Genomic DNA, 13860 nt, shown 5'->3' on the forward strand with positions numbered 1-13860 from the left:
CCCCGTTTCTTAATGGGTTTCTTTAAAATTCGATGTGATGGTTTTGTTATCTACATGACCTGGTGAAGATTTTGCGAGAATGCCGTCCGATCCAATGAAGTAAGAGCTAGGGTAGCCCATAAGCCCGAATTTCCTCGCCCATTTCCCGTCCTCATCCAAAAGTACGGTCAGATGATCGTATGGTTGACTATTGAACCACTCTTTGAAATCTTCGGCAGACTGCTCGCCTTTGTATTCAGGCGTGACGATGGTGATGATACGAAAATCTTGCTCTTCCCCTGCCAGCGCATTCAGTTCCTCAAGCCCACCGAGACAAATGGAGCACCATGAAGCCCAGTATTTAACGTACACTTTCTCTCCTTTAAGATCTGAAAGTTTGACCACATCTCCATTCAGATCCTCCAAAGAGAACATAGGAGCGGGATCACCATCGTTTTTCATCATTTTGTCGTCGTCCATGCCCATGCTATCCTCTTGCATTTCGCCATCTTTCATGCTGTCTTCAGATTTCATGTCTTCGCTATGCATTTGATCTTCTTTCTCCATCATGTCTTTCTCTTGTCCACACGCGCTTAATACGAGAAGTAGAGCGCTGATCACTGCGGCTAAAAATATACTTTTTTTCATTAGAAACCCTCCAGATTAAAATTTTTCAAACCAAACGGCAATTGCATTCAGCTGATCCGTCATTAGCAGTACCCCCATGATGATGAGGAGGATACCAGAAAATACTTTGATATAGCCCGTGTATTTGTTGAGCTTTCTCATCCGTTGCAGCAAGAGATCCGAGAAGATCGCCATCACGAGAAATGGAATGGCGAGCCCCAATGTGTAAAAGAGCATCAAGAAGCCGCCGTATGCAGGCGACCCTTCGCCTGCTGCGATGCTTAAGATGGCTCCCAGGATGGGACCGATACAAGGTGTCCACCCGAAGCTGAATGTGAGTCCCAGCAGGTATGCGCTTACGTATCCGCCATTGTTTCCGCCCTTCAGCGAAAACCTTCTCTCTCTTTCAAGCCAAGGTAATTTAATCAACCCTGTCTGATAGATCCCAAACAAAATCACCACTGCACCACTAACGCTGATGAATGTGGGACTGGTTACGAATCGTCCCAAAACGCCTAACCCGAATCCGAGCAGGATGAAGACGGTCGATATGCCAAACACGAATAAAAGGGTCCTTATGATCAGAACAGGATGCAGTCGCAAGAAGCCGACCCGGATAACACGTGTGTGTTCATTCTCAGAAGCCTGTGATCCTGATAAAAACGCAATGTACACCGGCAGGAGCGGTAAAATACATGGATTGAAAAAGGACAGTAACCCTGCCGCGAACACCCCTCCGATGACGAGTTGCTCCGTCATGCCAATCACCTCCATTGATAAGTCTTAAATCCATTTTATCGAGGTAACCTCGAGGGATATATGCAATATCATTTGGACTTTCTTCAAAATAATCATTTATTTATTTGCTTAAACCTTCATTTGTAAAGGTAAGTTGTAATGTCACAACAAAGGAATATAAAAAGTTGTTAATTTTGTCCTTGAAAATGTTGAAGAAATACCAAATAAAATACACTAATTTAACTTCTTCTTATTAACTATTGATTCAATTTATACTTTGGGTAGCAAAGAGAAAGGGGGAAAGAAAAATGAGTCTAAATGAATTATTAAACCAAGTATCTCAAGAAATTACGATGGATGATGTTGATAATGCACAAAAAGAAGCAAATAAAATGAAAAATGAACTTAAGAACTATAACTCTACTGTAAGACGTATGTTTGCAACAGACAGTAACTAATAATTGGAGGAATTTAAAATGAGTCTAAATGAATTATTAAACCAAGTATCTCAAGAAATTACGATGGACGATGTTGATAATGCACAAAAAGAAGCAAATAAAATGAAGAATGAACTTAAGAACTATAACTCTACTGTAAGACGTATGTTCGCAACTGACAGCAATTAATATCAAAGACCTTCACAGACTTAAATGTTGTGAAGGTCTTTAACTAAATAATAATTATTTTGGAGGGTGAACGACATGTTATTAGTGATGGGAGAAAAAGAAAACATCGAAACATTACAGGTTTTATCAATGCCATTTAAAGAAAATGAAGAATCTCTCAATACAAGGGATTCATTAAGAAAATCATACCTTAAATTAATCAATGAGATGCAGCCACATCTCCCTTTTGCAAACGAGTTATTCCCTTCTTTCGTTTTAGATAAGGAAAGGATCCAGAAATTCATTAATGTGTTTAGTATTGAAACTTCAATAGATGACACATATTACGATATGTCCTTAGAAGAAACCAGACGGTATGATTCCATCTATTCAAGTGTGAAAAATGCGATTAAAAATCTTGGGGAAAAGTATCCACCTTTTGAATGGATATTTAATTTAGCGTTAGATTCTATTATATTCAGTTCTTCAAAGATTGCAGTGGGTGGAACAGCTAGTAGTTTAGTAGGGGCGCTTTGGATCAATCCTAGAGAAAACTGGACAGATAATGATATTTATGAGTTTTTAATACATGAGCTTGGTCATACTTTATTATTCTTAAATGAATGGAGATACGGGTTATTTACAAGTGAGGAGAGGTTAAACGAGAAAGAGACCTATGGATTATCAGCGATCCGTTCCCAACTTCGTCCAATGGACAAAGCTTTTCATAGTGCTGTTGTTGCTACTGAAGTTCTTCTATTAAGAGAGTATGTCATCGGGCACGAAGGGGAACATCATGTTCACCCGGATACAAAGGATTTAATTCCAATGGTAAGGAAATCGATCCAATCTATTCGTTCTGTGCATAAACGTGAGAACATTCTTACAGAAAATGCCCTACTTATCCTAGATCAGTGTGAAAGAAAATTGAATCAAATTCGTCAGGAGGATACAAGTGATTACATTAGCAGGGTATGAAGACATTTTAACGACCATTTATAAGTTAGGTTACCCCTATTTAAATAGTGATGCACCTACATATAAGGATATAAAATCGGCTTTACAAAGTCATAATGGTCTAATGAATGAGAAAATAATCTACAGAAATGAACTTGAACCCGATATTTTGGAATCTGACGACGACTCGTTAGTAAATAGAAAAAGAGCCGGACTATTATTAGAAGAATTTGATTTGATTGAAGAAAATGGTCGTCACCAGACGAACCAATTTGATGGCAAAAATCGTGTGCAAATGGCATTACAGTATATTAAAAGCAATGACAGTCAACTAGCGGATATCTTTCAAATGGTAGTAGATACGATATTACTTACAAGAGATGTGACGATTCCTGGGAGCGCGTCTGCTGCTAATGCTCTCGGAATGATTTGGATTCAACCAGCTGAAAGCTGGACTGACATGGATGTTGTAGAGTCCCTTGTACATGAAATGGTTCATATTTTAACTTATCTGGATGAACAATGTTACGGTCATTATACAAACAGTGTAAAAATTAATGATGAAATCACTTGGGTGCCTTCAGCTATCAGAAGTGAAAAAAGGCCTGTACATATGGTAGTCCATAGCATCATCGTCGCTGTAGAAATTCTTAGTCTTCGTAAACGATTAGGAATTAAAGACGAAGATATAAAGATCCATGGTAGCACGTCAATTTTATTAAACAGAACAAAGTTATCCATTACCGCTTTAAGAGAAAATCCAGAAAGTTGGAATTTGCTTACAACCAGGATGCAAGAACTTATTACAACCTCAGAAGAGTACCTTCTTACATTGTTATATTCTGAATACCAAAACGTTTATTTATCCAAGTAACCGTCAATCACTCTACTTAATTAGTATTTCTCGGAAAACATACAATTACGAACTCACATCTGATGTGTCCGTCCTTCAGTTCGTTGCTGTATGTTTTCCGGGTTTATAAGCATTCTAAAATAAATAGAAAAAGGAGAGTAACAATGAAAAGTCGTTCCTTTCGGTTACTTTGGCTTGGGCAGACTTGTGCCAATTTTGGTGACATATTATATTTAGTTGGCTTAATTTCCATTCTTTATAGTATATCTGAGTCTGTTGTCTATCTTGCCCTTGTGCCGTTTTTAAGCACAATGGGGAGGTTTACTAGTGGGATGATCTCACCCTTATTATTAAATAGATATAAGTTGAAGACATTGTTATTAAACGCTCAAGCAGCCAAGACGTTGATTATATTGATCTTGGCAATCTTCTCACAAACATCACAGGACACCTTATTTACATATTTCACCTTATTTGTTTTGCTCACTTCTTTTTTAGATGGATGGGCTGGACCAGCGACTCAATCCATGCTTCCAAGGTTAGTAAAAGAAGAAGAAATCTTCAAGGCGAATAACTTTGTTTACCTCTTAATGGATTCAATCCAGTTAGGGGGATGGGCAATTGGTGGAATCTTAGTAGCGCAGATGGGTGGAACCTCTGTTATTTGGATAACCTTTACGTTATATTTACTATCTACTCTACTCATGAGTGGTATCATCGATCGCTCTCCATTTGAAAAGAAAACGAGTGAAAACAAAGTAGCTTCATTAATTAGTGATTGGAAAATAATTTGGAAGACACCTTTAGTAAGAAGTATTCATATTGTCCTTTTCTTGGAATCCGTAGCAAATGTAGTATGGATCGCCGCCATTCTATATGTATTCGTAGAAGAAGTCTTACATGCCTCTGAGGCATGGTGGGGATACTTAAATACTACATTTTTCATCGGAATCATAGTGGGGGGGTTACTCTGCGCCCGTTATAACCAGTTCATAGAAAATCATATGAAGAAGGTATTGATGATAAGTGCTTTTGGAGTAAGTATTGTCGCTATTCTTTTTGGACAAAACTCCATTGGTTGGATTGCTTTATGTCTTTCAATCATGAGTGGATTCCTGGAACAGCTTAAATCCATTACTCTGAATACCTACCTACAAAAGAATGCAACATCTCATGATCTACCAAAGATTTATAGCATCCAAAGTGCCATGACCTCCTTATTATTTGGTTGTTCAACGCTTCTTTACGGGATGTTAACCGAAATGTTCAGTGTAACATTCGTATTCACATTATCAGGGTGCCTTCTGGCGATTTCTTTTCTATATATCTTAATGAATCATTCTAGTCTGCAATTATCCATCCCTTTGAGAGAGTCACAAAAAGCCGCAGAGTAGTTTAACTTAAGAATGAAGAGAGGTTGTCATTAAGAACTTAATTATGTTCATCTCCCTCAAGCCTTATCATAGGAATGAGGGAGAATTAAAAGGCATGAGTATGATCATCATACTCATGCCTCAAAGTAATTTAGGTTCGTGTTTTCCTTATTATACAATTATTATTAATCTTACTTTTATAAAGACAAATTTGTTAAATTAATAGGCAATTAACCTTTGTCCGTTTAAGAGAATGGTTTTGGTTGTGATTCACTAGTAGCCACGCTAATGATTTCACTGCTTTCATGCTTAGTGTCCAAATCCATATAATTCATTACTCCACAGATCAACATTAGTAACAATACCTTTTTCATGTAATTAACCCCTTTTTTATTATCTTTGTCCTACATATATATTTTATTAAAAGAGGATTGTTAAAAACCATTAGTAAAATTCACATAATTATTGTGAAAAAATAGATAAATTTTACTCTTTGTTTCTATCGTGCGGCGGTTACTAGGAGTTAGTACCTAGTTCTTCTTCCACTAACTGAATATGCAATTTTAGATAATCCGCAGATTTCTTGTAAGCTCTTTGCTCATAAAAATAATCCCCTATTTCTTTTGAGAACTTCTTGGCTAAGAACCTTTGATTCTCCTTTAAAGCTTCTTCTATTATTCGTTGCATTTCTTTTTCATAGGTGTAATAGTCTCCTCTAATCCTGTATGCATATGCCCTAATGGCGAGTGATTCAATTTTCATATAAGTCAGGTTATACTTCTCGGAGATTTTTAAGGTCAATTCAAATAAGTGATGAACTTGATTCCATTCTTTTAAATCAATATAGATTTCAATTAAGCTTCGGTAAGCATAAATTTTTTCTTCTTCAATTCCCAGTAACTCATTTAGTTTTATACTTTTTTGAAGATACTCAATTGCTTCTTTATGTTGTTCCAGCTTTTGGTGAACTCTGCCAATATTATAGTAAATCATAGCCTGAAGATGATATTCATCTGGTTCTACTAACTGGGTAGCATCCTCCAAAATTGATAAGGATTTTCCATAGTCACCCACTAAGTGATATTGAACTCCTCTTGTAATTAAAACTTGTTTTAATTTGGTTTTATTTTGAGTCTTCTTAAATATCTCATAAGACTTTTCTACATACTGGAGAGCAACAGACTTATTTTCCATTATTCTTTGTTTTGTGATGCTGAGGTTATAGTATAGATCGCCCATTTCTTCTAAGTCATTACCGGAAATATGCCTTTCAGCTTTAACGAAGTACGAGTCTGCTCTTATAAAATCTTGTTTTTCATAAAAGTACACACCACATGATACATAATAAAAGAAATATGAATCTTCATGTTCGCTATCCCTATAATATTGTTCTGCAATATAATGGGTTGAATTGATATAAAGTTCTTCTGTTTTTTCTAATAATCTTTCTTTATGGAAGTGTCGAATAAGGGTACCGAAAACCATTGCCATAATTTCTGAGCCATGCATTTCAACTGTTTGTAATGATAAAAAGGACACATCTTCATCTGTCATTTTTTTATGGCTTTTATAATGATTAAAAATCGTAACAATTCGATTTTCTTTGTTTTGTGAACTGGTGTTTAATAAATCTTCTACTTGAGTATTCAACCTAGTCGAGACTTTTTTTATAAATTGAGTGGATGGTTTTATTTTTCCGTTCTCAATTCTACTTAAATACGTAATTGAACAAATTCCTTGAACTAGTTCAGCTTGTGTAAGTCCTTTATGAACTCTTAGTTGTCTCAATCTCTCACCTATATTCATAATCCTCACCTATATCCAATTTACTTAGTTTCTATTGTAAATGAAAATATTGGAAGGTTCCAACTTAAAGCAAGAGCATTGGTCTCGGCTTCTTGAAATCCATTGGAAATTCCTCATCAACTTGTTTCTCTACTAATGTTAATGATGATACATTTAAGTTTGCCCCCTCTTGACAACCCACCCAACTCCTACTAAAATAATCAACTATTAAAAGCAAAACGAGTAACCAAACAAATTAATCACATAGAAAGCTATGATTGCTATGGATCATACTATAGCAGGAGCAGCTTCTGGAGAGACCGCGAATGTTGTCGCGGCGCCGAAGGGTTCATAATCTCAGGCAAAAGGACAGAAGAGTATCGGATATTTATTTTGGTGTGCCGGCGGTTGTTGCTGCAGGCGTACGAAAAGGTATTTGTTATTCTTATGACCATGAGATTGGAGCGCATCCAGTCTCTTTTTTTATGCTCTTTTTATTGCTTTCTGTACCATTTAAGGAGGAGTTAAGGTTGGAACAACGAGAATTAAAGAGGGATTTATCCAATCGCCATGTTCAGCTGATTGCGATTGGCGGTACGATCGGGACGGGGTTATTTTTAGGCTCCGGGAAAGCGATCCAGCTTGCGGGTCCCTCGATCATCTTTGCTTATTTAATCGTGGGTGTTGCGCTCTTTTTTGTGATGAGGGCACTTGGGGAGCTGCTGTTGTCGAAGGCGGGGTATCAATCGTTGACAAACGTGGCGGAGGAATATCTCGGGGCGCGGGCGTCCTTTGTGACGGGCTGGACGTATTGGTTCTGCTGGATCATGACGGCGATGGCTGATGTGATTGCCGTCGGGGTGTACGTGAACTATTGGTTTCAGATTCCGCAGTGGGTCCCTGCGCTCATCTGCGTGATCATTTTATTAGGATTCAATCTGTTGACGGTGAAGCTCTTTGGGGAGCTGGAGTTTTGGTTTGCACTGATCAAGGTCATGACGATCCTTGCGTTGATCGGGGTTGGCGTTGTGCTGTTGGTGATGGGTTTCAAGACGGACGCAGGGACGGTCACGGTCCAGAACCTGTGGGACCATGGAGGGTTCTTTCCAAACGGGATATCAGGATTCCTGCTTTCATTCCAGATGGTCATCTTCGCGTATGTCGGGGTGGAATTAGTCGCCGTATCGGCTGCGGAAACATCTGATCCGAAAAAGAATATTCCATCGGCCATCAATAAAATTCCGTTGAGGATCCTGTTTTTCTACGTTGGTGCGCTGATCGTCCTCTTATGCATTAATCCATGGACGGGCCTCAATGCATCGGAAAGTCCGTTTGTGAAAACCTTTGGATTAATCGGCGTTCCCTTGGCGGCCGGGATCATTAATTTCGTGGTGCTGACATCGGCTGCTTCTGCTTGTAACAGCGGCATGTTTTCCACTAGCCGGATTTTATATAATTTGAGTAAAAATAACCAAGGACCGTCCCGCTTTGCAAAATTGAATCGTAATTTTGTTCCGAGTAATGGGCTCTTCATGTCCACCCTGGTCATATCCGTGGGAGCCCTTTTAAGCAAACTGATCCCGGAACAAGCCTTTGGAATCGTAACAACAATCAGTGCCATTTGCTTCATCTGGGTTTGGGGCGTCATCCTTATTTGCCATCTGAAGTATAAGAAAACACGTCGAGACTTGCACTTGAAATCAACATTCAAAGCACCATTCACGCCATTTGTGAATTACGTCGTGCTCACGATGTTTGCCGTGATTCTCGTGATCATGCTGGTTTCTGATGCAACGCGTCCGGCCTTATTGCTGACGCCCCTTTGGTTCATTGCCCTGTTTATGATCTATGGCATGGGGATGACAAAAGATAAACAGCATACGTTCACGCATCAATCGTAGCCATTATTCAGAAAAATCAGGTATGATGGTTGATAACGACATCAGTAGGGGGAACGTACTCATGATCTACGAAAAAGTCCGATGGGGAATCATCGGTTGCGGCGATGTGACGGAGAAAAAAAGTGGACCTGCTTTTCAGAAGATAGCAGGTTCAGAGCTGGTTGCAGTCATGCGAAGAACAGGGGAGCTTGCGAAGGACTATGCTGAACGGCATGGGGTTCGGAAGTGGTACGATGATGCCGATGCGCTCATAAACGATCCGGAGGTGGATGCGGTCTATATCGCTACGCCTCCCGGTTCCCATAAGGAATATACCCTCAAGGCAGCGGCTGCGGGGAAACCCGTCTATGTGGAAAAGCCGATGGCCCGGAACGCAGAGGAATGCCGGGAGATGGTGGCAGCTTGTAAAGAGGCCGGGGTTCCTTTGTATGTGGCATACTACCGCCGGGCACAGGAGCGTTTTTTGAAGATAAAAGAATTACTGGAGGAGCAGGCAATCGGGGACGTTCGGTTTGTCTCCTCTACTCAGTACCAAAAACCCGGGGACGATGTGAAGGATCCCGATCATCTTCCGTGGCGGGTACAGCCTGACATAGCAGGTGGCGGTTTGTTCTTTGATTTGGCGAGCCATACCCTCGACATCCTCGACTTCCTGCTTGGACCGATCCAGGAAGCAAAAGGATTTTCTTCGAATCAAGCCGGATACTATGAGGCGGAAGATATGGTGACGGGTACCTATCAGTTTCAATCCGGGGTCCATGGGGTTGGAAAGTGGTGTTTCGCGGCGTTTGAAGACGTGGATCACAATGAAATTGTCGGAAGCAAGGGGAAGATCAGCTTCTCGACATTTGGGGATGATCCGGTCATATTGACAACCGTTGAAGGGCAACAGGAGTGGCGTTTTGAACGTCCGGAGCATGTCCACCAGCCGCTAGTCGAAACAATTGTAAGAGAGTTGACACAGGATAAGGATGGGTGTCCGAGTACCGGAGAGTCCGGTGCGAGAACGAACTGGGTAATGGATGAGATCGTCGGGAAGTGAAGATTTGGATAGGTAACAAGGGGGAGATCAATAATGAAAACTCGGTACCTCGGGAATACCGGAATTGAAGTATCCGAAGTAGGATTTGGCGCATGGCAACTAGGCAATCAGAAGGATTGGGGTAGCATGACCGATGAAGAAGCCATCTATTTAGTGGATCAGGCGATGGATTCTGGGTGCAATTTCTTTGATACCGCCCCTAACTATGGATCGGGTAAAAGTGAAGAGCTTCTTGGAAAAGCCTTCAGGGAAAAAAGAGATCGAGTCGTGATCAGCAGCAAATGTGGGCACCACCCCAATGATGAGCAAAACTTCGAACCGGAGAAATTGATTTCATCGGTGGAAGATAGTTTAAGAAGACTGCAAACGGATTATCTTGATAGTCTTCTGCTACATAACCCTCCTTTCTCAAGCCTTCACGGGGACTCCCCGCAATTTGAAGTGCTTGAGAACTTGAAAAAACAAGGGAAGATCAGGGCGTATGGCGCATCTGTGGACACAGGAAAAGAGATGGTTGAGCTCTTGACTAAGACGGGCAGTCAGATCATTGAAGTGATGTTCAACGTCTTTCATCAGGAACCCGCTGACGCAATGAAACTAGCTCAAGAGCAAGGTGTTGGGGTCATTGTGAAGGTTCCGCTTGATTCGGGCTGGCTTACAGGAAAGTATGATGCCTCAAGTAGATTCAGTGGAATCAGGAGCAGATGGAGTGAAGAAGAAATCGAGAGAAGAGGGATGTTAGTCGAGGACGTCCGTCGCATTCTCGGGGAGGATCGCTCGATGGTACAAGCAGCCCTCCAATTCATCCTTTCACATGAAGCGGTGTCTACCGTCATCCCCGGTGCGAAAAATAGTCAGCAATTACATCAGAATATCACTGCATCAGAAGGAAGCCTATCAGTAAACGTACTAAATGAATTAAAGGGAATTTGGGACAAGGAACTAAAGGATGGCAGCTTACCGTGGTAATTGGGTAATCTTTAGGATCAGTGGAAACGAGTTTCTCTACTAAAGAAAAGAAGAAGTTTATCCATCTGTAGATAAACTTCTTCTTTTCTTTGAATAAACGTGCTTCATCAGAGCTTCTTTTCTTCCATTCCGTGTAATTTCCTCCTATTATGTAAAACCTATTTCCATCTAAATAAAAATGGGTGACTGCGATGATTTCGTTATGGCTCTATCTAATTTTAGCACTACTATCTTTTGTTTCATTGTATGTTCTGATGAAGAAGATGAATATTGTTCATGTCATTGGAGGTTATTTTTTATCCAATATCATTCTCACAAATACAGGCGTCATCATAAATTTAAATTTAGAGTTAACAACCCAGGATCCCTACAATGAATTGGTTTTCTGGACACAAAAGATTCCTGAGTTGTCACTTAAGCCCGCTTTGCTCCTATGGATCATTTATCTGTTGTTCTCCGGAAGGTCACTTCTAAAGAAATTGATCCAAGTGTCCATCCTTTTAACAGCACTCGTTTCGATTGAAGTCTATTTCGTATCCATTCACTACTTGGAATGGGTCAACTGGAATGTGTTTTATTCTTATTTGCGATACATTCTCATTGTATTATTAATGGCTGTTTATGTATTTTATTTAGAAAAAGCTATGCATAGAAGCAAAGAGGTGAATCACATATGATGTTTCCTCTTCCTGTGACGTTTGATGAAAATGAACTGTTTATCATCATTTCCACCATCATTACCTGGGCGCTACTGTTTATGTTGCCGAAACGCATGTCGGCTGTTACGATCACAATCATTTGGTCGTTCAATGTCTTTCTTGCACTGCTTGCGGATATAACCCTTACGGTGAAACCATATGAGCTTTACTTCACGATCGATCATAAAACGCATGAGTTATTTGATCTGGTATTGCACTTTATCACATACCCCACTCTTCCTTATTTTGTCGTGAACTCGTATCAACATTACAAACCTAATGGGTTGAAATTTTTATTGTTTGTTGTTTTCTGGGCAGGGGCAGCGATCGCGATCGAATGGACATCCGTGCAATTCCATGTGTTCACCTATACTGGATGGAAGCTATATCTATCCTTCCTGGTTTATCTGATTGTGTTTGCCGCTGCGATTTGGCTTTCGAACCTTGTTGAAAAGAAATATCCTTCTAGATGGAATTCGAAGACTCAAAATATGAAAAAAGGTCAGCTTACCAGTAAGTGAATACTCACTGGGGGCTGACCTCTTTTTTTATTTTAGTTAGAAACCGAAAAGCCTTCATCTTCCTTCACGACACTTGCGTACTCATCAAGCAACGCACGCACTTCATCGGTCGTTTCCGTCTCCATCAAGCGATTTCGCAGTTCGCTTGCGCCGCGGAAACCGCGGACGTAGATCTTGAAGAAGCGGCGGAGCGGTTTGAATGGACGAGGCTCGAGTTCGCTGTTGTACTGATCGTGAAGATCCAGCTGCAAACGCAGAAGGTCGAGGAGCTCTTCGCTCGTATGCTCTTTCTTTTCTTTTTCGAACGCGAATGGGTTATGGAAGATCCCGCGCCCGATCATGACGCCGTCGATACCGTATTTCTCGGCAAGTTCGAGTCCCTTTTCACGGTCAGGGATGTCGCCGTTGATCGTCAATAACGTATGAGGCGCGATTTCGTCACGGAGCTTCTTGATCTCGGGGATCAGCTCCCAGTGCGCATCGACTTCGCTCATTTCCTTCCTTGTACGAAGGTGGATGGACAAGTTGACGATGTCCTGTTCCAACAGGTGCTTCAGCCAGTCGTGCCATTCCTCGACTTTCGTGTAACCGAGGCGCGTCTTCACGCTGACGGGAAGTCCTCCCGCTTTGGCAGCTTGGATGAGCTCCGCTGCAACTTCCGGACGGTTGATCAGGCCTGAGCCTTTTCCGTTCGCTGCGACGTTATGCACAGGGCAACCCATATTGATATCGATTCCCTTGAAGCCCATCTCAGCCATCCCGATACTCATCTGGCGGAAGTATTCAGGCTTGTCCCCCCAAATGTGGGCGACGATCGGCTGTTCGTCTTCCGTGAACGTCAGACGCCCGCGCACGCTGTCCTTACCCTTAGGATGACAGTAGCTTTCTGTATTCGTAAACTCTGTAAAGAACACGTCAGGTCTCGCCGCTTCACTCACCACATGGCGAAACACGACATCGGTCACGGCTTCCATCGGTGCCAATACAAAGAACGGCCGTGGCAACTCATGCCAAAAATTTGTTGTCATAGTATAGTAAACCCTTTCCTTCAGGGAAACCGAGTTCCCAAAATTAAAAAGTGAAATGTCCAGTCTTATCCTTTCCCCACCGGGATGGATTTCAACCAGTATATACTTTAATGGGTTTTGACGAAAAGTGCAAGGGTACCAGTCGTTCCGACACTCCGTATTGTCCTTTTCTTGTAAAAATAATGCTGGTGTATGAAGATTTCCCGCAATAATCGCATACATTATCTGTAAAAAATTGCTATAATGATTGGTAGGATAAAAAGGGAAGCATCTGCACGTTAAATGAAAGCAAAGGGGAGCGGTCCATGTCTGATTTCAATGAGAATCCGTTAATGAAGAATGATGGTACGAAACCGAAGATCAAGGTGGAACGAAAATAAGGAGAACCGACGTCTGCCTTTAAAGGGGCAAGCTGGGTGGCGCTGGTGGTAGGAGTGTCCGCGTATCTGATCGGTCTGTTCAATGCCGGGATGGAGCTGAACGAGAAGGGCTACTACTTCGCGGTTCTCGTCTTCGGCTTATATGCAGCGGTTTCCCTGCAAAAAGCGGTCAGGGACAAGGACGAGGATATCCCTGTTTCAGGGATCTATTACGGACTCAGCTGGTTCGCCGTGATTGTCGCGATTTCCTTGATGGCAATCGGGTTATATAATGCCGGCAGTATCATCCTGAGTGAAAAAGGATTCTACGGCATGTCATTCGTGCTCAGTCTGTTTGCAGCCATTACGATTCAGAAGAATATTAGGGATACGCAAGTGGCGAGGGATAGAGATTGATCGTGAAG

At 41.3% G+C, this 13860-nt stretch carries 14 protein-coding genes, 1 pseudogene and 1 riboswitch; of the genes and pseudogenes, 11 read left to right on the forward strand and 4 right to left on the reverse strand.

Annotated elements, in window-relative coordinates:
* Positions 1–9 precede the first annotated feature (9 nt).
* Entirely contained in the window at positions 10–627 is a 618-nt protein-coding gene (locus tag LCM10_RS08070; protein WP_224875731.1) for a TlpA family protein disulfide reductase, read from the reverse strand.
* 15 nt (positions 628–642) lie between these two features.
* Positions 643–1365, reverse strand: coding sequence for a cytochrome c biogenesis CcdA family protein (locus LCM10_RS08075; RefSeq protein WP_224875732.1), 723 nt, complete (start codon positions 1363–1365; stop codon positions 643–645).
* A 287-nt stretch (positions 1366–1652) separates the two neighbouring features.
* On the opposite strand from LCM10_RS08075, the gene LCM10_RS08080 reads away from it, so the two are divergent.
* The 5 genes from LCM10_RS08080 to LCM10_RS08100 all read left to right on the forward strand — a co-directional run bounded on the left by LCM10_RS08080 (position 1653) and on the right by LCM10_RS08100 (position 5153).
* Positions 1653–1802, forward strand: a complete 150-nt coding sequence (locus LCM10_RS08080; protein WP_224875733.1) for a hypothetical protein — start codon at positions 1653–1655, stop codon at positions 1800–1802.
* 18 nt (positions 1803–1820) lie between these two features.
* Positions 1821–1970, forward strand: coding sequence for a hypothetical protein (locus LCM10_RS08085; protein ID WP_224875733.1), 150 nt, complete (start codon positions 1821–1823; stop codon positions 1968–1970).
* 75 nt (positions 1971–2045) lie between these two features.
* Positions 2046–2927 (forward strand): aKG-HExxH-type peptide beta-hydroxylase, encoded by an 882-nt coding sequence (locus LCM10_RS08090; RefSeq protein ID WP_224875734.1) that lies wholly within the window; start codon positions 2046–2048, stop codon positions 2925–2927.
* The gene (locus LCM10_RS08095; RefSeq protein WP_224875735.1) at positions 2905–3780 is read left to right on the forward strand and encodes an aKG-HExxH-type peptide beta-hydroxylase; all 876 of its coding nucleotides are present in this window, start codon (positions 2905–2907) and stop codon (positions 3778–3780) included. The genes LCM10_RS08090 and LCM10_RS08095 overlap by 23 nt, the downstream gene beginning before the upstream one ends.
* A gap of 143 nt (positions 3781–3923) precedes the next feature.
* Positions 3924–5153, forward strand: a complete 1230-nt coding sequence (locus LCM10_RS08100; RefSeq protein ID WP_224875736.1) for an MFS transporter — start codon at positions 3924–3926, stop codon at positions 5151–5153.
* A 495-nt stretch (positions 5154–5648) separates the two neighbouring features.
* Here LCM10_RS08100 and LCM10_RS08105 read toward each other — a convergent pair whose 3' ends face one another.
* On the reverse strand, positions 5649–6938 hold the full coding sequence (locus LCM10_RS08105) for a helix-turn-helix domain-containing protein (protein ID WP_224875737.1): 1290 nt from the start codon (positions 6936–6938) through the stop codon (positions 5649–5651).
* 280 nt (positions 6939–7218) lie between these two features.
* Positions 7219–7300, forward strand: a riboswitch (glycine riboswitch).
* Between the two features lie 147 nt (positions 7301–7447).
* On the opposite strand from LCM10_RS08105, the gene LCM10_RS08110 reads away from it, so the two are divergent.
* The 5 genes from LCM10_RS08110 (at position 7448) to LCM10_RS08130 (ending at position 12048) form a co-directional block, all read left to right on the forward strand.
* A complete protein-coding gene (locus LCM10_RS08110; protein ID WP_224875738.1) occupies positions 7448–8818 on the forward strand; it encodes an amino acid permease in 1371 nt (456 codons plus the stop codon).
* Positions 8819–8879: 61 nt separating this feature from the next.
* On the forward strand, positions 8880–9860 hold the full coding sequence (locus LCM10_RS08115; protein WP_224875739.1) for a Gfo/Idh/MocA family protein: 981 nt from the start codon (positions 8880–8882) through the stop codon (positions 9858–9860).
* Positions 9861–9893: 33 nt separating this feature from the next.
* Positions 9894–10829, forward strand: coding sequence for an aldo/keto reductase (locus LCM10_RS08120; protein ID WP_224875740.1), 936 nt, complete (start codon positions 9894–9896; stop codon positions 10827–10829).
* Between the two features lie 191 nt (positions 10830–11020).
* Positions 11021–11506 (forward strand): hypothetical protein, encoded by a 486-nt coding sequence (locus LCM10_RS08125; protein ID WP_224875741.1) that lies wholly within the window; start codon positions 11021–11023, stop codon positions 11504–11506.
* Positions 11503–12048 carry a hypothetical protein gene (locus LCM10_RS08130; protein WP_224875742.1) on the forward strand — a complete coding sequence of 182 codons (546 nt, stop codon included), beginning with the start codon at positions 11503–11505 and terminating at the stop codon, positions 12046–12048. The genes LCM10_RS08125 and LCM10_RS08130 overlap by 4 nt, the downstream gene beginning before the upstream one ends.
* Before the next feature lie 32 nt (positions 12049–12080).
* Here the strand turns inward: LCM10_RS08130 and LCM10_RS08135 are convergent, their stop codons facing one another.
* Complete coding sequence (locus LCM10_RS08135) at positions 12081–13076, reverse strand: tRNA dihydrouridine synthase (RefSeq protein WP_224875743.1); 996 nt, start codon at positions 13074–13076, stop codon at positions 12081–12083.
* A 305-nt stretch (positions 13077–13381) separates the two neighbouring features.
* Here LCM10_RS08135 and yiaA point away from each other — a divergent pair.
* Positions 13382–13852 (forward strand): annotated as a pseudogene (gene yiaA, locus LCM10_RS08140) (inner membrane protein YiaA).
* Positions 13853–13860: the final 8 nt, after the last annotated feature.

Origin of the sequence: Rossellomorea aquimaris, from assembly GCF_020171925.1 — a bacterium.
GTDB lineage: Bacteria > Bacillota > Bacilli > Bacillales > Bacillaceae_B > Rossellomorea > Rossellomorea aquimaris_F.

Excerpts from the sequence above, each read along its gene's own strand:
- LCM10_RS08070 (WP_224875731.1), bottom strand. The coding sequence starts at position 627 with ATGAAAAAAAGTATATTTTTAGCCGCAGTGATCAGCGCTCTACTTCTC.
- LCM10_RS08075 (WP_224875732.1), bottom strand. The coding sequence starts at position 1,365 with ATGACGGAGCAACTCGTCATCGGAGGGGTGTTCGCGGCAGGGTTACTG.
- LCM10_RS08080 (WP_224875733.1), top strand. The coding sequence starts at position 1,653 with ATGAGTCTAAATGAATTATTAAACCAAGTATCTCAAGAAATTACGATG.
- LCM10_RS08085 (WP_224875733.1), top strand. The coding sequence starts at position 1,821 with ATGAGTCTAAATGAATTATTAAACCAAGTATCTCAAGAAATTACGATG.
- LCM10_RS08090 (WP_224875734.1), top strand. The coding sequence starts at position 2,046 with ATGTTATTAGTGATGGGAGAAAAAGAAAACATCGAAACATTACAGGTT.
- LCM10_RS08100 (WP_224875736.1), top strand. The coding sequence starts at position 3,924 with ATGAAAAGTCGTTCCTTTCGGTTACTTTGGCTTGGGCAGACTTGTGCC.
- LCM10_RS08105 (WP_224875737.1), bottom strand. The coding sequence starts at position 6,938 with ATGAATATAGGTGAGAGATTGAGACAACTAAGAGTTCATAAAGGACTT.
- LCM10_RS08115 (WP_224875739.1), top strand. The coding sequence starts at position 8,880 with ATGATCTACGAAAAAGTCCGATGGGGAATCATCGGTTGCGGCGATGTG.
- LCM10_RS08120 (WP_224875740.1), top strand. The coding sequence starts at position 9,894 with ATGAAAACTCGGTACCTCGGGAATACCGGAATTGAAGTATCCGAAGTA.
- LCM10_RS08125 (WP_224875741.1), top strand. The coding sequence starts at position 11,021 with ATGATTTCGTTATGGCTCTATCTAATTTTAGCACTACTATCTTTTGTT.
- LCM10_RS08130 (WP_224875742.1), top strand. The coding sequence starts at position 11,503 with ATGATGTTTCCTCTTCCTGTGACGTTTGATGAAAATGAACTGTTTATC.
- LCM10_RS08135 (WP_224875743.1), bottom strand. The coding sequence starts at position 13,076 with ATGACAACAAATTTTTGGCATGAGTTGCCACGGCCGTTCTTTGTATTG.